We start from the raw sequence: 20,405 nt of genomic DNA on the forward strand, positions 1-20,405 counted from the left end.
CCCCCCCCCCCCCCCCCCCCCCCCCCCCCCCCCCCCCCCCCCCCCCCCCCGCGCAAGGCGTGAGGCCGCGTCCCGGGGCATGGTCCGGGACGCGGCCTCACCTCACCAGGGAGATGTCCGAGCCGGCTCAGAGCCGCAGCAGCCGTTCGGTCATCTCGCGGTAGTCCCGCAGGGCGAGTCGGAGCTGCTCCGTGTCGGAGGCCGTCGCCTTGCCCTCGCCCTTGCCCTCGCCACCGGACTGCCAGGACGTACGCAGCGCGCGCCGCCGCCGGGTCACGGCCTCCGTGAACCGGCCCGCGAGCTCTTCCAGCACATGGTCGGCCTCCTCGACGGAAGCCTGCGGCTCGTCGACGAACCCGCCGACCGCGTGCCGCATCCGCAGCGAGAACTTGTCGTACTCGTCCAGCGGCAGCATCCGCTCGGCACGATCTTCCGTACCCGTACCCGTACCCGTACCCGTATCAGCACGGCCCTTGCTGTCCGTGTCCTTGCTGTCCGTGTCCTTGGTGCCCGTGTCCTTGCTGTCCGCCGAGCCGCCCCTGGGGAGCGCTCCCCCGGCGTCACGGGACACGGGACGCGGCCCGGGACCGTCGGAGGCGCGGGATGCGGTGCCGTCGGGCGTACGACCCGAGCGGTCGCCGTGCGGGGCCTCCCGCTCGTCGGCGCCGACACCCGTCGTCTCACGGGCAGTTGTGCCGGTCCCGGTCGGCCTGGTTGCCGTGCCGTCGCCGTTCGTGGCCCGGTCGCCCGGGGCGGCCTCGGCGGACGTGGGATCCACCTGGCCCTTCAGTGCCTCGCGGCGCGACACGTCCTCGGTCGCCGCGCGGTTCTCGTCCGCCCGGTCGTCCGGGGAACGCTCCGCGGGTACGGAGGTCACGCGGCCCTTCATGGCAGCCGCATCGCGGGACGGGGTCCGGTCGGAGTCCTGGTCTGACTTCATGGTGCTCACCTTCTTCAACTCCCCTTCGCCTGACGCCTGGTGAAGGACCAGGGCAGGGGGGAGCGAGTGTCGGGGGTGGAGGTATCGGTGCTCTCCGTGCTGTCGGTGCTGTCGCCGCTCTCGGCGCTCTCCGTCGTCCGCGCGGGCTCGGTGCGCCGGGCGTCCTTGGTCATGGCGAACCGCCTGGTGCGCTCCGGACGGGCGGCCGGGGGCTCGCTCACGTCGTCCGTGTCGCGCGCGTCGGCGGGGGAGGTGTCCTGGCGGGTCGGGGTCAGCAGGTCGTCGAAGAGGTCGCGGGCCTCCAGCATGGCCTCGCGCATCCGCTCGGTGTCGACGCCGCCGTTCTGGCCCCCGCCGGTGCGGGCCAACGCGGCACGGTGCACGCTGCGGTAACCGTCGACGTGGTGTCCGTGATGGACGGAGAGCGCGGAGACCTGCTCCTCGTAACGGTCCCCGTCGGGGAACCCGCGTGCTCCGGCCAGCTCACCGAGCAGCCGGTCGGCCTCGGCCACCGCCTCCTGGGGCGAGTCGACGAAGCGTTCCTGGGCCGCCGTCCAGCCGGCCGCGTACCGCTCCCGGGCCGCGGGTTCGAGCGGCCGCTCGCGCAGCGCGCCGTGCCGGTTCACGCGCTCGGTGAGGTCGCGTTCGGCGGCCTGGGTGTCGCCGTCGTGCCGGGCGACGGTCCGGTCGTACTCCGGTCCGAAGCGCCGCCGCAGGGTGCGCCCGCCCGGCGGCCTTCGGGCGAGGAGGGTCAGGGCGGCCGCGACAACGGCAACGGCCGCCACGATCACGATCAAAGCGATGATCACGCCTGTGGACATGGGTGCCTTCCGGGGTTCTCGACCCAACGGGCCGGTTCCTCAACCGGGTTGCCCGGAACCCCTCCCTCAAACGACCCCGTCGTGGCACGAACCGCCGCGCCCCCGAGGCCGACCCCACACCGACCACCCGCCGACCACCCGTCAATCCCCCATGGACGACCCGCCCGGCCCCCACCACTCGAAAGCCGTCAACGCCCGCTTCCCGACGGGATGTTCGGTCCGCCGCCCCTATCAGGCCTATCCGGTTGCGCGCCGGGGCTGGAACCTGTCGACAATGGCCGGCATGACCCGATCGCCTTCCGGCGCGCCCGCTTCCTGGAGCGTGGCCCCCGAACCCTTCGACTCCCCTGTCGCCGCAGCGCTCTGGCGGGCGTACTACACGGAGGTCAGCGACCGGTGGTACCTGCTGCGCGAAGGGCGTACGACGGATCCCGGCGAGCTGGAGCGGGAGGTCGCCGCGCTGACGGGCAGCGAGTTCGCGCCGCCGACGGGTGTGCTGCTCGTCGCGCGCTACGACGGTGAGCCCGGCGGCACCGCGGGGGTGCGGATGCTCGACGCCACGACGGGCGAACTGAGCCGCGTCTTCGTCCGCGAGGACCTGCGCGGCAAGGGCGGCGCGCCCCTCCTGCTGGCGGCGGCCGAGGAGGCCGCTCGCCGTCTGGGCGCCCGGTGGCTGGTCCTCGACACCCGCGGCGACCTCGTCGAGGCGCGGGCGCTGTACGCCCGGCACGGCTACGAGGAGACCCCGGCGCACAACGCCGAGCCCTACGCCGAGCACTGGTTCCGGAAGAGTCTGCGAGGGACCTGACCGGCTGACGCTCAGCCCATTTCTCCCTCCGGCCGGCCGAGCAGCGTGCGCTCGTGGGGCCGCTCCGCGTCGGAGCCGCACATCTCTTCGTTCAGCTCCTCGACCAGCTGGGTGAGGTCGGTCGGGCGGTCCGGTGTCCACCAGTCGCCCAGGAGGTCGGCGAGGGACTTCTCGCGGGCCCTGGACAGAGTCCCGGCGGCCGCGCGGCCCGCGTCGGTCAGGACCAGGTCCAGGCCCTCGCGGCGGACGAGCCGGCGTTCCTCGAGCTGGCGGGCGGCGGCCAGGACGACGTTCAGGGGGACGGCATGGCGCTCGGCCAGGAGCGCGGGCTCCGCCCACCCGTACTTCTTGATCCGCAGCAGCAGCCAGCTCGCCGCGGGCAGCAGGTCGTAGCCGGCGCTCGCGGTGATCTTCTCGTAGATCTCGCGACGGCCCTCCCGGGTGCCGAGCACGGACAGCGCGCGGCACACCTCGTCGTACGACGACCGCTCGACCGGGTTGCTGGCGAGGGTCTCCGTGACGTCGGGGGCCGTGACGGAGCCGCGCAGTTTGTCCTCGCGCAGGAACCAGGCCAGCACGAAACCGAGCAGGGCGACCGGGGCGGCGTACAGGAAGACATCCGTGATCGACGTCGCGAACGCGTGCAGGACGGGCGGCTGGAGATCGGCCGGCAGCTGGCTGATCCCCTTGGGGTCGGCCTTCAGCGAGTCCGTGGTGATGCCGGGGGGCAGTTGCTGCCCGCCCAGCGTCTTCGTCAGGTTGTCGCCCAGGCGGCTCGCGAAGACCGTGCCGAAGATCGCGACGCCGAACGAGGCGCCGATGGACCGGAAGAAGGTCGCCCCGGAGGTCGCGACGCCCAGATCCTCGTACGACACCGCGTTCTGCACGATCAGGACCAGGACCTGCATGACCAGGCCGAGGCCCAGGCCGAAGACGAAGAAGTACGCGCTCATCTCCCACGTGCTGCTGTTCTCGTCCAACTGGTGCAGCAGGAGCAGACCGATGGCGGTGATCCCGGTGCCCGCGACCGGGAACACCTTCCAGCGGCCGGTACGGCTGACGATCTGCCCGGAGACCGTGGACGACAGCAGCAGGCCGAACACCATCGGCAGCATGTGCACGCCGGACATCGTGGGCGACACGCCCTGCACGACCTGGAGGAACGTCGGCAGATAGGTCATCGCGCCGAACATCGCGAAGCCGACGATGAAGCTGATGATCGCGGACAGCGTGAAGGTGTGGACGCGGAAGAGCTTGAGCGGCAGAACGGGTTCGGCCGCGCGCCGCTCCACCACGACGAACACGACGGCGAGGACCACGCCGAGGACCGCGAGGCCGATGATCTGCGGCGAGTTCCAGTCCCAGGTGGTGCCGCCCAGCGAGGCCACCAGGACCAGACAGGTGGCGACCGCGGCGATCAGGAACGTACCGAAATAGTCGATGACGTGCCGCGCCGACTTCTTCGGGATGTGCAGGACCGCCGCGATCACCACGAGCGCGACGACACCGACGGGAAGGTTGATGTAGAAGACCCAGCGCCAGCTGAGATGTTCCGTGAACAGCCCGCCGAGCAGCGGCCCGAGCACGCTCGTCGCGCCGAACACCGCTCCGAACAGCCCCTGGTACTTGCCCCGTTCACGCGGCGGTACGAGGTCGCCGACGATCGCCATCGACAGCACCATCAGCCCGCCGCCGCCGAGCCCCTGCAACGCCCGGAAGCCGATCAGCTCGCCCATGTTCTGCGACATGCCGCACAGCGCCGACCCGATCAGGAAGATCACGATCGCCGTCTGGAACAGCTTCTTGCGGCCGTACTGGTCACCGAGCTTGCCCCACAGCGGGGTCGCCGCCGTCGACGCGAGCAGGTACGCCGTGACCACCCAGGACAGATGCTCCAGACCGCCGAGGTCGCTGACGATGGTCGGCAGCGCGGTGGACACGATCGTCTGGTCCAGCGCGGCGAGCAGCATGCCGAGCAGCAGCGCGCCGATGGACACGAAGACGCTGCCGTGCACGGTGTCCCTGGCGTCGGTGGCCGCCGCGGTGCGGCGGCGCACCGCGGACTCGCTCACCTCGACCGAGTCGTGCGGTCCGGGCGGCCCGCCCATGTCGCCGCCGGTCGGCTCGCCCGCCCCGTCCGGCCCCTGGCCGGACGGCGTGTCCGAGCCGTGCGCGTCCCCGGTCATGCGGCCTCCCTGAGCACCGAGGGTCCCGGTCACCCTCCATCCTGATCGGTGTGTCCGGTTATGGCCTGTCGAGGTGTCCGGTTATGACCTGTCCAGCTACTCGGAATTCGTGATTCCGGGGGGCTGCTTGAAGGTTGTATGAAGGTCGTCCGGATAATCACTGGAGTTTTCAGGGGGGAGGGACCCACTCGTGACTGAACCGACCGGGCATGTCTGCCCCGAGTGCGCCGCACACCGGACGCAGGACGGCACCCCGTCCTGCGCCTGCACCCGCAGGGCGTCGGACGCCCTGCGCGACGAGCGCACGGCGCAGGCCGCGGCGGCGGAGGACTTCAACCCGCTGCGCATACGGCCCTACGTAGAACTGGGTACGGAGCACTCCATGCACCCCGGAGGGGACTACGGGCCGGCCGGGGGCACCGGCGGCCCCGGTCCGGCCGGAGCGGCCACAGGACCCTGGCACAACGCCCCGGCGGCCGGAGAGCCCTGGGCGGCCCCCGAAGCGGGCGGCTGGGCGCCGGAGGGCACCTCGGCTCCCGTGAGCGCCCATGGCCATGGAGCGCATCCGGCCGGCGGCGTGCCGTCCGGCGGTGTCACGGCGGGCGGCACGGACGGCGTTCCGCCGGCCGGCGGAGTGCCGACGCCGCTCGCGTACGGAGAGGACGCGGCCGCCTCCACCATGCAGCTGGCCGCGATCCCGGCGGCGGCGACCATGCGGCTCGCCCCGGTACCGGCGGACCCGGCCCCGCGGTCGGCTCCCCTGCCGCCGGAAGTGCCCATGCCGTCGGCGCCGCTGCCGGCCGACGCGACCATGCAGCTGAAGGCGCTCCCCTCGGACGCGCGCGCCACCGACGTCCGCCTCTTCCACGAGAACTCGCGCTCCCAGGAGCCCGGACAGGCGGACTCGCCCTCCGACCGGCCCCGCCGTCGCCGGCGCACCGGAGTACTCGCCGTCACCGGCGTCGTCGTGACGATGGTGGCCGCGGCGGGGGTCGCGAGCGGATTGCTCTCCCACGACCCTCCCTCACGGGACGGCGCCCAGCCGAAGGACGTCAGGGCGAGCGCGCCGGACGTGCTGTCCGACACGGCCTCCGCGGTCCCGTCGGCGCGCGCGTCCTCGACGGCGTCCGCCTCGGCGTCCGCGTCCTCCTCACCGAGCACGAGCCCGTCGCCCTCGGCGTCCGAGCCGGACACGTCGGCGAGCCCGTCCTCGTCGGCCACGGCGTCGCCGACGTCCGCCCGGCCGAGCCCGACGGCGACCGCCACGGGATCCGTGGACTCCACGGGCGGCGGTCCGGCCGTGGCGACCGGGCCCACCCTGCGGCGCGGCGACAGCGGGGCCGAGGTGACCGAGCTCCAGCTGCGGCTGAGCCAGCTGCGGATGTACATGCACAAGGCCGACGGTCAGTTCGACCGTCACCTGGAGGACGCCGTGCGCTGGTACCAGTGGGCGCGGGGCATCACGGGCGACGACTCCGGGGTGTACGGCCCGGCCACCCGGGCGAGCCTGGAGGCGGAGACGTCCCAGCCGTAGCCCGCCTCTGGCGTTTCGCGGTGGAGGTCCGGTGGGTGGGTCGGGGCCGCGCCGGTACGTCCGCCCGCATCCGAACGGATCCCACCGGCGATTCGAAGCGGGCGCGCCCGATGATCCGTCCGGCCTGCGGGCATTTGATGTACCGGCACGGCCCCTTCCGCCGGATCCCGGCTGCGGGTGCGTCGTGGTGGCCCGTCCACATTTCGCCCCCGGCCGGGGACGGTTTCAGCCCCTCCGGCGTTTGAGGGGCGGGGTCCGGGCGGGAACCCCGGGTACGGGAAGGGCAGGGGCGGAGGGGGCGAAGAAACCGCGCCCGGCCCCACTCCCCTCGCCCTCCCCCGAGGGACCTGTGCCGGGCGTCAGCCGATGTGAAGGCGAACCGTCCCGTCCCCGACGACCTCGACCCGTACCTCGGTCAGATCACGTACGAGCACGTCCGGCCGGTGGAATCCCGCCCGGGGACCGACGCCGACGACCCGCATTCCGGCGGCCCGCCCCGCCGCGATCCCCGCTCCGGAGTCCTCGAAGACGACACAGCCCTCGGGCGCGATCCCCAGCTCGGCCGCGCCCTTCAGGAAGCCTTCGGGATCGGGCTTGCTGGCGCCGACGGACTCGGCGGTGACACGCACGTCGGGAAGTCCGAGCCCGGCGGCGGCCATCCGCCCGCTGGACAGCGCCACATCCGCCGAGGTGACGAGCGCGTGCGGCACTTCGGCGAGGGAGGCGAGGAACTCCGGCGCTCCCGGAATCGCGACGACGCCGTCCATGTCGGCGGTCTCCTCGGCCAGCATCAGCGCGTTGTCCGCGTGGTTCCGCTCCATGGGCCGGTCCGGCAGCAGCAGCGCCATCGAGGCGTAGCCCTGCCTGCCGTGGACGACCTTCATGACCTCGTCCCCGTCCAGCCCGTGCCGGTCGGCCCAGCCACGCCAGCAACGCTCGACGACGACGTCCGAGTTGACGAGGGTGCCGTCCATGTCGAGCAGGAGGGCGCGGGCGGTCAGAACGGTGGTGGCCGTCGTCATCGGCATGCTCCAAAGCACAGGCAGGGGGTTCAACACGCCCCGGGAAACAAGGCGGCCCCGCCCGCCGGTCAGGGAGTGCGGACGGGAACCACTTTGTTCCTACACGATACAAAACAAGCCCTCTCGGCGCCACCGCCTCCGACCTGCCCTTTAGTCACGCAGACACCGAACGCAACCCCCAGGACGCCATCGAGACACCATCGAGACACCCAATGGACACCGACAGCCCCACCGGTCCGTCCGCCCGCGGCCACCCGGCGCGGGGGAGGCGGCCACACCCCCTCCCACGAGGGAGGCGGCCACACCCCTCGCACGGACACCGGGCTCACACCGAAGACGCGCGTCCGGACAGGACTCAGCCCGCCACGGCCTCGTACAGGCTCCAGACACCCAGCCCCAGCATGAGCATCGCCGCCACCTTGGTGATCAGCGTCAACGGCACCCGCTTCATCAGGGCCTTGCCGCCGACGATCCCGAGCCCCCCGACAGCCCACAGCGCCAGCACCGCGCCGAGCCCCACGGACAGCGGGTCGTCGTACCGCGCGGCGAGGTTCGCCGTCATGATCTGGGTGAGGTCGCCGAACTCGGCGACGAGGATGAGCATGAAGCCCGCCCCGGAGACCTTCCAGAAGGTCTGGTTCTCCGGGTTGCGGATCTCTTCCTCGTCCTCGTCCTTCTTCATCAGCAGCACCGCGGCACCGCCGAGGAACAGCACACCGGTGACCGCGTGCACGATCTGCTGCGGCAGCAGCGTCAGCACGCTGCCCGCCGCGACGGCGAGTGCCACATGGACGGCGAACGCGGCGGCGACACCGGCGAAGACGTACGAGGCGCGGTAGCGCGTGCCGAGGACGAGGCCGGCGAGGGCGGTCTTGTCCGGCAGCTCGGCAAGGAAGACGACACCGAAGACGAGCGCCATCACGCTGAAGCTGATCAAAATTCCTCAATCGGTCGGGCTGCCCCACCGAGAGTGTTGCGACTGCGCGTGCTGTGACTGCGCGACACCTCGGCACGGCAGCACACAGCGACACCCGCACCGGGAGGCGCGGGCAGAAGCACCCACGCCGGAAGGGCCCGGCACGGGCAAGTGCACTGCTTGCCGAAGGTCTCGCTGGCCGGCCTCGTGAACGAGGTCTGCCTCCGGGCGCCGGCTCAGACGAGCTGAGCAGTATGTCGACGGTCCGGCGAAGAGCTACTCCCCTTCTGCGCCGTTCATACTACGCGACTCCCGAAGCGCCCCCCAGGGCCGAAAGTCCCGGGGCCGGGAACTCCCGCCGAACCGAAAGTTCTGCGATGAACCTTGTCATGTCATGTACGCGTCACTAGTTTCTAACCGCGTACTTACCTCCCGGCAACACCACGCCGCGAGCATTCGTTCGCTCGCACTCCAACGCCCCCACACCCCAAGGGAGTTCGCATGCCAAAGGTCTACGCGCGTCGACGGCTGAGCATACTCGCAGCCATCACGGGCCTGATAGCCATGGCCAGTGTTTTCAACGGCCCGACCGCCTCCGCCGCCCTCCCCACCCCGGTCAGCGCGGCCACCGCCCGTACCTACCTGGCCTCCCTCACCGTCGCGACGGAGAACCGCACCGGCTACGACCGTGACCTGTTCCCCACCTGGATCACGATCAGCGGCACCTGCAACACCCGTGAGTACGTGCTCAAGCGCGACGGTTCGAACGTCGTCGTGAACTCCGCCTGTACGGCCACCAGCGGCAGTTGGTACTCCGTCTACGACGGTGCCACCTGGACCGCCGCCTCCGACCTCGACATCGACCACCTCGTGCCGCTCGCCGAGGCCTGGGACTCCGGCGCCAGCGCCTGGACCACGGCCCAGCGCCAGGCCTTCGCCAACGACGTGACGCGCCCGCAGCTCCTCGCCGTCACGGACAACGTGAACCAGTCCAAGGGCGACAAGGACCCGGCCGAGTGGATGCCCTCGCTCACCTCGTACGCGTGCACCTACGTCCGCGCCTGGGTACAGGTGAAGTACTACTACAACCTCAAGGTCGACTCCGCGGAGAAGTCCAAGCTGAGCTCGGTCCTGAGCGGCTGCTGACCCGCACCCGCGCCACAGACCGGCGGCCGCAGGTCGCCCGGGTTCCGGACGCCGTCCCCCCACGGTGTCACCACGGCTTCCGGAACCTCCCCACAGGCCTCCGTCGTTCCGTACCGTACGGGGCGACGGAGGAGGGGGATCATCATGGCCGAACTGCGCCTGGGACCGCTGCTGAGGTACGTCGACGGCTCGTCGGCGACCTTCTGGGTCGAGACGAGCCGTCCGTGCGCCGCCGAGGTGCGCTGCGCCGACGGCGCCCGCGGAACGGCCCGTACGTTCCAGGTCGCGGGCCACCACTACGCGCTGGTGCCGGTGAGCGGACTGACACCGGGCACGGTGACCGCGTACGAGATCCTGCTGGACGGGACGACGGTCTGGCCGCTGCCCGGCTCACCCTTTCCCCCCTCGGCCGTCCGCACCCCCGAGGGCGACGAAGCCACCGTCCGCGTCACCTTCGGTTCCTGCCGCTGGGCTGCGCCGCCCGCGGACGAGAAGGACCCGGTCGGGCCCGACGCCCTGGACACCCTCGCCGCCCGGATCGCCGCGGCCCCGGACGCCGAACGCCCGGACGTGCTGCTGCTGTTGGGCGATCAGGTGTACGCGGACGAGGTCTCGAAGGCGACCCGCGCGTGGATCGCCGCGCGACGCGGTCTGGCCGATCCCCCGGGCCATCAGGTCGCGGACTACGAGGAGTACACCCGCCTCTACTACGAATCCTGGCTCGACCCCGAGATCCGCTGGCTGCTGTCCACCGTGCCCAGTTGCATGATCTTCGACGACCACGACGTGATCGACGACTGGAACACCAGCGAGGCCTGGCTCACGGAGATCCGCGCGACCCCGTGGTGGCGCGAGCGGGTGCTGAGCGGCCTCATGTCGTACTGGGTCCACCAGCACCTCGGCAACCTCTCCCCCGGCGAGCTCTCCGCGGACCCGCTGTACGCCGCCGTACGCGAGACCCCCGACGGCACGGACGTGCTGCGCGCCTTCGCCGCCCGGGCCGACGCCGACCCGGCCTCGGTCCGCTGGAGCTACCGCCGCGACTTCGGCCGGACCCGTGTCCTGATGCTCGACTCCCGCGCGGCCCGCGTCCTGGACGAGAAACACCGCTCGATGCTCGACCCCGGGGAGACGGCCTGGCTGCGGGAACAGGCCCTGGAGGCGCCGGGCTCCCGGGACCATCTCCTGATCGGCACGTCGCTGCCCTGGCTGCTGCCCCCGCTGATCCATCAGGCGGAGACGTGGGACGCGGCGCTGTGCCGGGGTGAGCGGGGCGCGCGCTGGGCGCGGTTCGGCGAGTGGTTGCGGCGCGCGGCCGATCTGGAGCACTGGGCGGCGTTCCCGGAGTCGTTCGCGGAGCTGGCGGAGTTGATCGCCGAGGCCGGCTCGGGCGAGCACGCGCCGGCGACGATATGCGTGCTGTCGGGGGACGTACACCACGCCTACGTCGCCGATCCGGTCTGGGCCGATCCCGCCCGGCAGCCCTCCGCCCGGGTTCTCCAGTTGACCTGCTCCCCCGTCCACAACTCCATCCCGCTCTCCATACGGTTCGGCTTCCGCTTCGGCTGGAGCCGCCCGGCCCGGCTGCTCGGCAACCTCCTGGCCCGGCACGGCCGTTGCGGACATCCACCGGTCGACTGGCGCAAATCCGGCGGCCCTTGGTTCGGCAATCAGCTGATGACCCTGACCCTGCGCGGCCGTTCGGCCGCCCTGCGCCTCGAACAGGCACGGGAGGCGCGGGGCGGCGGCACGGACAGCACGGCGAGAGGCGCCCGGCTGGCGACGGTGGAGGAGTCCGTGATCGCCCCGCGATAGGACCACTGGGCCATTCCTCACGGTGCCGGGCGTGCCGCCCTCGACCGTCGCCAGGCACACCCGACACCCGATGCCGACCGCCCGGCGCCGATCACCCGGCGCCGATCACCCGTTGCGAGGATCAGCCATGGCTGAATGTTGAACTTGCAAGCACAAAATAGGTTCACCTAACCTTGGTGACTCACTCGGTTCCGTCCCACGGTCCGGCCCGCCCGGACCGAACCAGACCGAAGGAGTTCCCCCACATGACCGGACGCCTCAACAGCGCCCAGCCGTACGCCGTTTCCCTGTTCCGCATCGTCGTCGGCCTGCTCTTCGCCGCGCACGGCGCCGCCTCGCTCTTCGGCGTGCTCGGCGGCGCGATGGGCACCGCCGGCGGCACGATAGACGCGGGCACCTGGCCCGGCTGGTACGCCGCCGTCATCCAGCTCGTCGCCGGGGTGCTCGTGCTCCTCGGCCTCGGCACCCGCGCCGCCGCGTTCATCGCCTCGGGCTCGATGGCGTACGCCTACTTCGACGTCCATCAGTCGGCGGCCCTGTGGCCGATCCAGAACGGCGGCGAACTCTCCGCGCTGTTCTGCTGGACCATGCTGCTGCTCGTCTTCACCGGCTCCGGCGCGCTCGGCCTCGACCGGCTGCTCGCCGCCCGCACGTCCCCGGCCATCGAGGACGAAAGGACAGCGGAGCCCGTCACCGCCTGACCCCGCGGGCAGGCGCCCGCCCCCGTGGCACGGGGGCGGGCGCCGTACGGCATACCGGAGCGTGCGGGCCCGTGAACGTGATGTGACCGACACATGCGCCCCCCGAGGATCTTCTGTCACATCCGCGGCGTACGCTGTATGGCTGTCACAGGCCGCCCCGCCACTCCCCCGCGAGTCGCGGCACGGTCGGCCTTACGGGGGAGTCGGGGGAGAGTCCGGTGCTGGAGAGTGTGGGGTCGCTGACGGGCAGCCCGTGGATCTACGCGGTGGTCGCCGTGTCCATCGTTCTCGATGTGTTCCTGCCGGTCCTGCCGAGCGGTGTGCTGGTCATCACGGCGGCGACGGCCGCGGCGGGCTCCGCCACCGCCACCGGCTCCGTCCCGCACGCGGTGCCCGACATCCTGGTGCTCACCCTCTGCGCGGCCACGGCCTCGGTCCTCGGCGACCTGGTGGCGTACCGCCTCGCCTGGCGCGGTGGTGACCGCCTGGATCGCGCCATCGCCCGGTCCCGCCGCCTGACCAGCGCGCAGGAACGTCTCGGCGAGGTCCTGGCGCGCGGCGGCGGGGCCCGCGGCGTGCTCGTCGTCGTCGCCCGTTTCGCGCCCGCCGGCCGCTCGGTCGTCTCACTCGGCGCGGGCGCCGCGCACCGCCGGGTCCGCGAGTTCCTGCCCTGGTCCGTCCTCGCCGGACTGGCCTGGGCCGGGTACAGCGTGGCCCTCGGCTACTTCGGCGGCCAGTGGCTGGGCGCCACCTGGCTCGCGACCGGCGTCTCGTTCGGGGCGCTGTTCATCGCGGGAGCGGGCGCGGCCTACCTCGTGCGCCGACCCGCAGCACGGGAACAGGGCACCGGCGCCTGAACTCCCGGGTCACCGGCCCGCTGGGCACCGGCCGCGGGCTGCGAGCCACGGACACGGCTCTACGTGCCGCGGACTCCGGGGCGGACCAGGCACGGACTCCGGGGGCTGACCACGGGCCGCGGGCTTACGGGCCGCAGGCTTCGGACCTCGGGCCGACCGGCGGACCCGCACGCGACGGGTCGCGGGCTACCGGGCCTGTAGCCCGGCTGCCGTGGGGCTGTAGCCCGCCTGCCGCCCGGGCCCGCGGCACGCTATCCGGCGCGCTGGGCCGGCGCCCCGCGTACCTCCAGGTCGTCCAGCAACTCGGCGGTGGCCGCCGCGACCGCCGCGACGGCGCGGTCGAAGACCTCGCGGTTGTGGGCGGCCGGGGCGCGGAACCCGGAGACCTTGCGGACGTACTGCAGAGCGGCGGCGCGGATCTCCTCCTCGGTCGCTTCCTCGGGGATCACGGGCGGACGAAGTGTCTTGATGCTGCGGCACATGAGTCCAGTCTCGCGCGTCCGGCGCCGTGATGGTCACCGCTCGCGAAAGGGGGCCGCCACGGCGGGGAATAGGGCCACCGGTTCCGCGGATTGAGCAGAGCATGACCTCATTGGAGATCACCTACGTCGGCGGCCCCACCGCCGTCATCGCGATCGGCGGCCTGCGGCTTCTCACGGATCCGACCTTCGACGCTCCCGGCGAGTACCCCGTCGGCGCGCGGAAACTGGTGAAGACCACCGGGCCCGCGCTGCCGGCCGAGAAGGTCGGCCAGGTCGACGCCGTCCTGCTCTCCCACGACCAGCACCCGGACAACCTGGACGCGTCCGGGCGCGGATATCTCCAGGGCGCCCCGGTGACCCTGTCGACGGCATCGGCGTACGAACGGATCGGCGCGCCCGTACGGGCCGTACGCCCCTGGGAGTCCGTCGAACTGACGCGTCCGGACGGCGGAGTGCTGCGTGTGACGGCCGTTCCGGCGCAGCACGGACCCGACGGCTCGCTGCCTCTCGTGGGCGAGGTGACCGGTTTCGTGCTGTCCGGGGAGGGGCTGCCCAAGGTGTACGTGAGCGGCGACAACGCGTCCCTGGACGTCGTACGGGAGATCGCGGGCCGGGAGGGCCCCTTCGATGTGGCCGTGCTGTTCGCGGGCGCCGCGCGCACCCCACTGGTGCCCGACGCTCCGCTGACCCTGACCAGCGAGGACGCGGCGCGGGCGGCGGAGATCCTCGGCGCCGCCCGGGTCGTCCCGCTGCACTTCGAGCACTGGGGCCACTTCACGCAGGACGGTCCGACCCTGACGAAGGCGTTCGCGGAGGCCGGTCTCACGGACCGGCTTCGGCTGCTGGAGCCCGGGGCTTCGGTACGGGTGCCGTAGCGGCGCCCGCGGTCCCGTCCGCCGCGACACCCCGGTGAATACCCCAGTGAATCCTTGGGGTTGGGCAAGCTTCTCCGAGGATTGACTCGGGCGACCGCCGCTTGTGATCATCGCCGGGGCCCTGTTCGGGGTCCCGCGGAGAGGAGCGAGGACATATGGCGAACGACGGGCTGACGGTGGCGGTGCTGGGTCCGGGCGGAGTCGGCGGACTGCTCGCGGCACTCCTGTCCCGCGCCGGACACCGGGTGATCTGCCTCGCCGGGGACGAGACCGCGCGGACGCTGGCCGCGGACGGCATCGAGGTGCGCAGCGACCGCTTCGGCGACTTCACGGCCCGGGTGACGGCGGACACCGAGCTGCGCGAACCGGTCGACGTGTGCCTGATCGCGGTGAAGGCGACAGCCCTGGACTCCGCCCTGGACCGCCTCCCGGCGAAGACCCTGGGCGAGGAGGGTCTGATCGTCCCGCTCCTGAACGGTGTCGAGCACCCGGCGCTGCTGCGCGAACGCTACCGCCCCGAGCAGGTGGCCCCCGCGGTGATCCGCGTGGAGTCGACGCGGATCGCGCCGGGAGTGATCGAGCACGGCAGCCCGTTCGCCGAGGTCGACCTGACCGCCGAGACGGCACCCCGAGCGCGGGTCGAGACGCTCGCCGGGGCTCTGGAGCGGGCCGGGGTACGCGTCCGGGTCCAGGACGGCGAGGCGGCGACGCTCTGGGCGAAGATGTCGTTCCTCGCGCCGTTCGCGCTGCTGACGACGCGGTACGGGGTGCCGGTGGGCGACGTACGCACGCTGCACGGCGAGGAGTTGGCCGCCCTCGTCGAGGAGACGGCGGCGGTCGGCCGCGCATGCGGTGCTCTCGTCGATCCGGCGACCGCCCTCGCCCGTTACGACGCCTTCCCGGCGGCCACGAAATCCTCCATGCAGCGCGACGCCGAGGCGGGCCGCACACTCGAACTCGACGCGATCGGCGGCGCGTTGCTGCGGGCGGCGGAGCGCACCGGGGTGCCGGTACCGGTGGCGAGCCGACTGGTGCGAGCCCTGACACCGACCGCCGAGGCGGGCAACTGACGGCGCGGCGACGCTCGTTGACGTCCGCCGCTAGCCGCCCGCGCAGTGCCGGGTCACCGTGTCGGCGAAGGCGTGCGCCGCGGGCGACAGGGCGTCCCACTGACGTACCGCCCAGCCGACCGTGAGGGGCGGCAGGGCCGGTACGGGGAGGAAGCGGAGACCGGGGTGGCCGGTGCCGCGCAGGCCGGGCAGGTCGGGGACCATGGCGCGACCGAGGCCGAGTTCGGCGAGCAGGATCGCGGTGTCCCAGTCGGCGACGCTGGTGTCGGAGGCGCCTGCCGGTATCCCCAACTCCCGGTAGGCGGAGTTGAGATGGGCGCGAGAGGTGGAGTTCTCGGGCAGTCCGACGATCCGGAGTCCGGCCAGCTCCTCCGCCTCGATCCGCTCCCGCCCGGCGAGTTCGTCGTCGGCGCGTACGGCGAGTACCCAGGTGAGTTCGGCGACGGCCCGCTGCTGGATCCCGCGTACGGGCGGGCCGAGGGTGATCCAGGCGAGGTCGAGGCCGTGGTCGGCGAGCGCGTCGAAGCAGCCGCGGCTGGAGTTCTCGGTCCGGAACTCCAGGCTCACCTCGGGGTACCGCCGCCGGAATTCGACCACAGCCTCGGCCATGAAGTGCCGCACGGTGGTACCGCCGGTGGCGATCCGTACCGTCCCGCCGCCCCCGCGCGCCATCTCGTCGAGCCGGCGCAGCGCGAGGTCGAGGCCGGCGATCCCGTCGGCGGCGGCCCGTTCGAGGAGCCGCCCGGCGCGGGTGGGCACCACGCCCCGGGCCTGCCGCTCGACGAGCCCGACCCCGACCTCCCGTTCGAGCCGGCGTACATGCTGGCTCACCGCCGACTGCGTACAGCCCAGCTCCCGGGCCACGGCGCTCAGGCTCCCGGCCCGGCAGACGGCGACGAACACGCGAAGATCATCCAGGGTCACGGACCCCAAGGTAGCGGCGGCCCGCCGGAGTCGGCCGATCAGGCCCGGGTCTTGTCGAGCAGCTCGACGATCTCCTCGGTCGTGCCGCTCTCGCCGAGGCGGGGGAAGATCCGCTCGACGCTGTTGCGGTGCGTCTCGGGGTCGAGGTCGGACATGGCGTCGGTGGCGAGGGTGACGTGGTAGCCGTGCTCGTGGGCGGCGCGGGCGGAGGACTCGACGCCGATGCTGGTGGCGATGCCGGCCAGCACGATCTGGGTGATCCCGCGGCGGCGGAGCTGCAGGTCGAGGTCGGTGCCGTAGAAGGCGCCCCAGTTCCGCTTGGTCACGGTGATGTCCCCGGGGTGCCCGGCCAGTTCCTCGACGATGACGTCCCAGCCCTCCGGGAAGGCGCGGCCGCGGCTCGGGCCGTCGATACGGCCGGGTACGGCGTCCGCGCCGTCGGCGGCGGCGGTGACCCGGACGAGGACGACCGGGAGGTCGTGGCCGCGGAAGGCGTCCGCGAGCCGGACGGATCGCTCCACGACGTCGGCGGCGGCGTGCGGGGCGAGGCCCGGGTTGCCGACGATGCCGTGCTGGAGGTCGATGAGGACGAGCGCGGTACGGGGGTCGAGCGTGGTGACTGCCATGGTCAGGCCTTTCGGGGGATGAGATCGCGAAGGGATCGGTCGATGAGGGTCACCGCCAGGAGCAGCACTGCTCCGGCGAGCATGAAGAGGGCCAGATGGTGCAGGCCGCCGGTGTCGGCGCCGTGCGTGAAGAAGGCGGCGTCGGCGGCGGAGGCCGCCATCGCGCCGAGGTAGGTGAAGGTGCGCAGCAGTCCGGCCGCGGAGCCCATCCGGGCGGGGTCGGCCTGCCGGTACAGGGCGTTCTGGTTGGCCAGGCCATTGAGACCCTGCGGAACACCCATGAGGGCGCCGACACCGGCCAGCAGCCAGATCGCACTGCCGGCGTCCAGGGTCAGCAGCGCCGCACACCCGGCGATCTGGACGAGACTCCCGACGACCAGCTTGCCGCGGACCGATTCCCGCCGCCCGGTGACGCCGGAGACGACGAGCCCGCTCAGCGACAGCGGCAGCAGGACGAGTCCCGCGCCGGCCGCGTGCAGCCCGCGCCCCTCCTCCATCCACTGCGTGAACCCGTAGAGGAAGGCGTACGCGGTGGTGTAGCTGAGGAACTGGCGCAGGAAGGTGGCCAGCATGGGTCCGTTGCCGCCCAGCACCCGCAGGTCGATGAACGGTTCCGGGACCCGGAGTTCCCGCCGGGCGAAGGCGCCCCCGGCGGCGAGCGCGAGCACCGGCAGGTACCAGTCGGCGGCTCGTGGCTTCATCAGGAACAGCATCAGCGAGACGAGCAGGGCGGCGAAGAGGACCATGCCGACGAGGTCGACGCTCCGCGCGGCGGGCTCGTGCGGCTGATCCTCCGTCGCCGGGCGTCCCGTCGGCTCCGTCGCCGGATGTCCCGTCGGCTTCGGGGCCGGATGTCCCGTCGGCTTCGCGGCCTTGGGCAGCCGCAGCGTTCCGAGGACCAGACAGGCCAGCGACAGCGGCACATTGACGAGGAAGATGGTGCGCCAGCCGCCCATGCCGATGAGCAGGCCACCAAGGGTGGGCCCGACCACGGCGACGGTCTGGGCCGAGACGGCGAGCGCGGTCAGCACACCGGCCGGGCTGCCCTGCCCGGTGCGTTCGGCCTCGCTGCGGGTGAGGTGCATCGCGGCGGGGTACGCGGCCGAGGTGCCGAATCCGAGGAGCACCCGGGCGGCGACCAGCGCGCCGAGGTTCGGGGAGAGGGCGCCGAGAAGTCCGGCGATGCCCACCATGGCCGTACCGGCGAGGTAGAGGCGTCGGGGGCCGTACAGGTCGACGAGCCGTCCGATGACGGGCTGCCCCACCGCCGTGGCGAGATAGAGCCCGGAGACCAGCCAAGCGGTCTCCGCCGGCGACGCTCCGAGCGCTCTGCCGATCGGCACCAACGCCACCGCGATCATCGAGGAGTTGACCGGGTTCAGCACGGAACCGAGGACCATCGGAGCGATGAGCCGGCGGTCGAAGCCGTCGGGCGGACGGTGGGGGGCGGGGGTGCGGCGGTACTGGAGCCAGTCCCGGAGGGCGGGTATCACGGCCGGGTGAGCCGTTCCAGCAGCGCCATGGCCTCGATGACCGTCTGCCGCTCGTCCTCCGTGCACCGGTCCTGGAAGGCTCGGGCGAGCCACTCGGAACGGGCCTGCCGGGTGCCTTCGACGCGCTCGCGCCCGGCGTCCGTGAGCGTGACCAGCTGACGCCGGCCGTCCCCGGGGTCCGGGTTGCGCTGGATGAGTCCGTACTGGTCGAGGGCCGCGAGCGTGGCGGCCATCGACTGCGGGCGCACGCCTTCGGTCGCCGCCAGCGCACTGGCCGTGGCGGCGCCGCTCTTGCTCACCAGGGTGAGCGCGGAGATCTGGGAGGGCGTGAGGTCCTGCTTCTCCGAGACCTCGCGGATCCGCCGCCGGAGCAGGCTGAACGCGACCCGCAGATCCTGCGCGGCGCGCGCCGCGGAATCCGAGACGCCCGCGTCGCTCCGCCGATCGCCGCTCTGATCCATACCGTCACCGTAAAACGTTCAGCCCAAACTGTCCAGTTGAGACTGTTCAGTTTCAGCTGGACAACGCTTCCAGGCACACAGCGCCACGACCGGCCGACGGGCCCGGACTCCACCCACCCCACGTCACCCCACCCCACCCGACCCCAGAGACGGAACCGGGGAAACGAGGCGTTCCCCCAGGTCACACGCACAACCTGAACACTCGTTCGGAACACCCGTTCGCGTGAAGTCCCGGAAGGAACTCGCATCACAAAATCGAACAGGCGTAGCATTGCCGCGTGGCTGCGACCTATGACTTTCCGAGTGACCTCCTCGCCGGTCAGGAGGAGTTGCATCAGGTCCGGGCCGAGCTACTGGCCCTGCTGAAGCGACTCCCCTGGTCGGTGGAGCCGCTGGACGGCTTCAGTGACACCGGCGGCTGGCGCAAGGTGGAGCGCCCCGCTTCTCCCGGCTGGACCGCCGACGAACAGGCCGAGGTCGAGAAGCTCCGCCGCCGCGAGTTCGAGCTCACCGTGTTCGTCTCCGGCCACCGCTTCTGGTCGGAGGTCGCCCCTCCGGACAAGGTCGAGGCCCGAATGCGGCTGAAGCACACGCGTGACACCTCGTTATGAGGGGTGGGCGTCGGTCCGGGCCCGAGACCGGGCTGACTCGAAGCGCCGGCACGGTCTACGTCACCGGGCGGACGACCCGAGTGGCGACACACCTGCCCTCCACCGTACGGAGGCTGGCGTCGACGCCGACGGACGTCACCATCTCCACCCGGGGCGAATCCGTGCTCACCCGCACCGCGTGGGCCGACGGCAAGGGCACACTGCTGCTCCCCGGCGAGGCCGGCCCGGCCCGCAAGGTGAAGATGTCGCTGACCACGCGTGCCACCGGCCGCAGGGCATACTTCACCGTGGACCCGGCGAGGCGGACGGCTTCCTACGCCGGCCAAGGCCACGACGCGTCCCCGGGCCTGCTCGCGGGCTCCGGAAGGAGCCGCGAAGTCACCGTGGCCGCCACTGCGGCGGGTGACCCCAGCAACCCGGTGGAGGAGGAGCGCACCTGCTCCGTCCCGCGCAACGACCCGCGCAACCAGGCCATGCAGCCCAAGCCGCGCCAGGTGGAATGGGCCGTCGACATGGCGGTCAAGGGCATGCTGAACACTCACATCTCGCGCCCTGCCAACTGGAAGAACCTCGGCATGCCCGCCTACATGCCGCAGTCTCTCTTCCTGAACCCGGCACTGGACGGCGGTGGTCGTGCCATGGCGCAGGTGATGCTCGGCGTCACCACCCAGGAGTCGAACATGTGGCAGGCGGCCCGCGAGGCCGTCCCCGGGGTCACCGCCAACCCGCTGATCGGCAACTGCTACGGCATCAACCTCTACGACGGCGACACCAGCAACGACTGGGATGTCGACTTCGCCAAGGCCGACTGCGGTTACGGCATCACGCAGATCACCGACCACATGCGGATGGCCGGGCGGGAGGACGGCCACGGCGGCACGGCCTGGGCCTACCAGACGCAGCGCGCGGCAGCACTCGACTACACCGCCAACATCTCCGCGGGTCTGCAGACCCTCATCTCCAAGTGGAACGAGACCCGCGCCGCCGACATGATCGCCAACCACGGCACCTCCGGCCGACCGGAGAACTGATACTTCGCCCTGTGGGCCTACAACTCCGGCTTCCACCCCAACGCCGGTGACGGCTCGCCGTGGGGACTGGGCTGGGCCAACAATCC

General features: G+C 72.2%; 20 protein-coding genes. 10 read left to right on the forward strand and 10 right to left on the reverse strand.

Annotated features, from left to right (window positions below; genetic code table 11):
* Positions 1-127: 127 nt before the first annotated feature.
* Together ACZ6KY_RS31255 and ACZ6KY_RS31260 are read right to left on the reverse strand one after the other, a co-directional pair.
* Positions 128-940 carry a hypothetical protein gene (locus ACZ6KY_RS31255; RefSeq protein WP_469313620.1) on the reverse strand — a complete coding sequence of 271 codons (813 nt, stop codon included), beginning with the start codon at positions 938-940 and terminating at the stop codon, positions 128-130.
* Positions 941-954: 14 nt separating this feature from the next.
* On the reverse strand, positions 955-1,761 hold the full coding sequence (locus ACZ6KY_RS31260; protein WP_469313621.1) for a hypothetical protein: 807 nt from the start codon (positions 1,759-1,761) through the stop codon (positions 955-957).
* Positions 1,762-2,035: 274 nt separating this feature from the next.
* Between ACZ6KY_RS31260 and ACZ6KY_RS31265 the strand changes: the two genes are divergently transcribed.
* On the forward strand, positions 2,036-2,569 hold the full coding sequence (locus ACZ6KY_RS31265) for a GNAT family N-acetyltransferase (RefSeq protein WP_469313622.1): 534 nt from the start codon (positions 2,036-2,038) through the stop codon (positions 2,567-2,569).
* An 11-nt stretch (positions 2,570-2,580) separates the two neighbouring features.
* Here the strand turns inward: ACZ6KY_RS31265 and ACZ6KY_RS31270 are convergent, their stop codons facing one another.
* Positions 2,581-4,755, reverse strand: coding sequence for an MDR family MFS transporter (locus ACZ6KY_RS31270; RefSeq protein WP_469313623.1), 2,175 nt, complete (start codon positions 4,753-4,755; stop codon positions 2,581-2,583).
* A gap of 190 nt (positions 4,756-4,945) precedes the next feature.
* On the opposite strand from ACZ6KY_RS31270, the gene ACZ6KY_RS31275 reads away from it, so the two are divergent.
* Complete coding sequence (locus ACZ6KY_RS31275; protein ID WP_469313624.1) at positions 4,946-6,289, forward strand: peptidoglycan-binding domain-containing protein; 1,344 nt, start codon at positions 4,946-4,948, stop codon at positions 6,287-6,289.
* A gap of 359 nt (positions 6,290-6,648) precedes the next feature.
* Here the strand turns inward: ACZ6KY_RS31275 and ACZ6KY_RS31280 are convergent, their stop codons facing one another.
* Both ACZ6KY_RS31280 and ACZ6KY_RS31285 read right to left on the reverse strand, forming a co-directional pair.
* Complete coding sequence (locus tag ACZ6KY_RS31280; RefSeq protein WP_469313625.1) at positions 6,649-7,317, reverse strand: HAD-IA family hydrolase; 669 nt, start codon at positions 7,315-7,317, stop codon at positions 6,649-6,651.
* 349 nt (positions 7,318-7,666) lie between these two features.
* On the reverse strand, positions 7,667-8,248 hold the full coding sequence (locus ACZ6KY_RS31285; protein ID WP_469313626.1) for a TMEM165/GDT1 family protein: 582 nt from the start codon (positions 8,246-8,248) through the stop codon (positions 7,667-7,669).
* Positions 8,249-8,728: 480 nt separating this feature from the next.
* On the opposite strand from ACZ6KY_RS31285, the gene ACZ6KY_RS31290 reads away from it, so the two are divergent.
* From ACZ6KY_RS31290 to ACZ6KY_RS31305, 4 genes are all read left to right on the forward strand, one after another.
* Complete coding sequence (locus tag ACZ6KY_RS31290) at positions 8,729-9,373, forward strand: HNH endonuclease family protein (RefSeq protein ID WP_469313627.1); 645 nt, start codon at positions 8,729-8,731, stop codon at positions 9,371-9,373.
* Positions 9,374-9,517: 144 nt separating this feature from the next.
* Positions 9,518-11,188 (forward strand): alkaline phosphatase D family protein, encoded by a 1,671-nt coding sequence (locus ACZ6KY_RS31295; protein ID WP_469313628.1) that lies wholly within the window; start codon positions 9,518-9,520, stop codon positions 11,186-11,188.
* A 245-nt stretch (positions 11,189-11,433) separates the two neighbouring features.
* Positions 11,434-11,889 carry a DoxX family protein gene (locus tag ACZ6KY_RS31300; RefSeq protein WP_469313629.1) on the forward strand — a complete coding sequence of 152 codons (456 nt, stop codon included), beginning with the start codon at positions 11,434-11,436 and terminating at the stop codon, positions 11,887-11,889.
* A 218-nt stretch (positions 11,890-12,107) separates the two neighbouring features.
* The gene (locus ACZ6KY_RS31305) at positions 12,108-12,746 is read left to right on the forward strand and encodes a DedA family protein (RefSeq protein ID WP_469313630.1); all 639 of its coding nucleotides are present in this window, start codon (positions 12,108-12,110) and stop codon (positions 12,744-12,746) included.
* A gap of 251 nt (positions 12,747-12,997) precedes the next feature.
* Here ACZ6KY_RS31305 and ACZ6KY_RS31310 read toward each other — a convergent pair whose 3' ends face one another.
* Positions 12,998-13,228, reverse strand: coding sequence for a DUF2277 domain-containing protein (locus ACZ6KY_RS31310; protein WP_469313631.1), 231 nt, complete (start codon positions 13,226-13,228; stop codon positions 12,998-13,000).
* 101 nt (positions 13,229-13,329) lie between these two features.
* Here ACZ6KY_RS31310 and ACZ6KY_RS31315 point away from each other — a divergent pair, with 101 nt between their 5' ends.
* Positions 13,330-14,103 (forward strand): MBL fold metallo-hydrolase, encoded by a 774-nt coding sequence (locus ACZ6KY_RS31315; RefSeq protein ID WP_469313632.1) that lies wholly within the window; start codon positions 13,330-13,332, stop codon positions 14,101-14,103.
* Between the two features lie 155 nt (positions 14,104-14,258).
* Positions 14,259-15,173 carry a ketopantoate reductase family protein gene (locus ACZ6KY_RS31320; protein WP_469313633.1) on the forward strand — a complete coding sequence of 305 codons (915 nt, stop codon included), beginning with the start codon at positions 14,259-14,261 and terminating at the stop codon, positions 15,171-15,173.
* A gap of 30 nt (positions 15,174-15,203) precedes the next feature.
* Here ACZ6KY_RS31320 and ACZ6KY_RS31325 read toward each other — a convergent pair whose 3' ends face one another.
* From ACZ6KY_RS31325 to ACZ6KY_RS31340, 4 genes are read right to left on the reverse strand one after another with little or no spacing between them, the layout of a single operon-like run.
* Positions 15,204-16,097 (reverse strand): LysR family transcriptional regulator, encoded by an 894-nt coding sequence (locus ACZ6KY_RS31325; RefSeq protein ID WP_469313634.1) that lies wholly within the window; start codon positions 16,095-16,097, stop codon positions 15,204-15,206.
* Positions 16,098-16,135: 38 nt separating this feature from the next.
* Positions 16,136-16,723, reverse strand: a complete 588-nt coding sequence (locus ACZ6KY_RS31330; RefSeq protein WP_469313635.1) for a hydrolase — start codon at positions 16,721-16,723, stop codon at positions 16,136-16,138.
* A gap of 2 nt (positions 16,724-16,725) precedes the next feature.
* Complete coding sequence (locus ACZ6KY_RS31335) at positions 16,726-18,213, reverse strand: MFS transporter (RefSeq protein WP_469313660.1); 1,488 nt, start codon at positions 18,211-18,213, stop codon at positions 16,726-16,728.
* Positions 18,213-18,677, reverse strand: a complete 465-nt coding sequence (locus ACZ6KY_RS31340; protein WP_469313636.1) for a MarR family winged helix-turn-helix transcriptional regulator — start codon at positions 18,675-18,677, stop codon at positions 18,213-18,215. Before ACZ6KY_RS31340 ends, ACZ6KY_RS31335 begins: the two co-directional genes overlap by 1 nt.
* Before the next feature lie 278 nt (positions 18,678-18,955).
* Between ACZ6KY_RS31340 and ACZ6KY_RS31345 the strand changes: the two genes are divergently transcribed.
* On the forward strand, positions 18,956-19,288 hold the full coding sequence (locus tag ACZ6KY_RS31345) for a hypothetical protein (RefSeq protein ID WP_469313637.1): 333 nt from the start codon (positions 18,956-18,958) through the stop codon (positions 19,286-19,288).
* Between the two features lie 80 nt (positions 19,289-19,368).
* Positions 19,369-20,319, forward strand: a complete 951-nt coding sequence (locus ACZ6KY_RS31350) for a hypothetical protein (protein ID WP_469313638.1) — start codon at positions 19,369-19,371, stop codon at positions 20,317-20,319.
* Positions 20,320-20,405 lie beyond the last annotated feature (86 nt).

The organism is Streptomyces sp. NPDC042002, assembly GCF_055588305.1.

Coding starts and splice junctions, on each gene's coding strand:
- ACZ6KY_RS31255 (WP_469313620.1), bottom strand. CDS start 940: ATGAAGTCAGACCAGGACTCCGACCGGACCCCGTCCCGCGATGCGGCT.
- ACZ6KY_RS31260 (WP_469313621.1), bottom strand. CDS start 1,761: ATGTCCACAGGCGTGATCATCGCTTTGATCGTGATCGTGGCGGCCGTT.
- ACZ6KY_RS31265 (WP_469313622.1), top strand. CDS start 2,036: ATGGCCGGCATGACCCGATCGCCTTCCGGCGCGCCCGCTTCCTGGAGC.
- ACZ6KY_RS31270 (WP_469313623.1), bottom strand. CDS start 4,755: ATGACCGGGGACGCGCACGGCTCGGACACGCCGTCCGGCCAGGGGCCG.
- ACZ6KY_RS31280 (WP_469313625.1), bottom strand. CDS start 7,317: ATGCCGATGACGACGGCCACCACCGTTCTGACCGCCCGCGCCCTCCTG.
- ACZ6KY_RS31290 (WP_469313627.1), top strand. CDS start 8,729: ATGCCAAAGGTCTACGCGCGTCGACGGCTGAGCATACTCGCAGCCATC.
- ACZ6KY_RS31295 (WP_469313628.1), top strand. CDS start 9,518: ATGGCCGAACTGCGCCTGGGACCGCTGCTGAGGTACGTCGACGGCTCG.
- ACZ6KY_RS31300 (WP_469313629.1), top strand. CDS start 11,434: ATGACCGGACGCCTCAACAGCGCCCAGCCGTACGCCGTTTCCCTGTTC.
- ACZ6KY_RS31310 (WP_469313631.1), bottom strand. CDS start 13,228: ATGTGCCGCAGCATCAAGACACTTCGTCCGCCCGTGATCCCCGAGGAA.
- ACZ6KY_RS31315 (WP_469313632.1), top strand. CDS start 13,330: ATGACCTCATTGGAGATCACCTACGTCGGCGGCCCCACCGCCGTCATC.
- ACZ6KY_RS31320 (WP_469313633.1), top strand. CDS start 14,259: ATGGCGAACGACGGGCTGACGGTGGCGGTGCTGGGTCCGGGCGGAGTC.
- ACZ6KY_RS31330 (WP_469313635.1), bottom strand. CDS start 16,723: ATGGCAGTCACCACGCTCGACCCCCGTACCGCGCTCGTCCTCATCGAC.
- ACZ6KY_RS31340 (WP_469313636.1), bottom strand. CDS start 18,677: ATGGATCAGAGCGGCGATCGGCGGAGCGACGCGGGCGTCTCGGATTCC.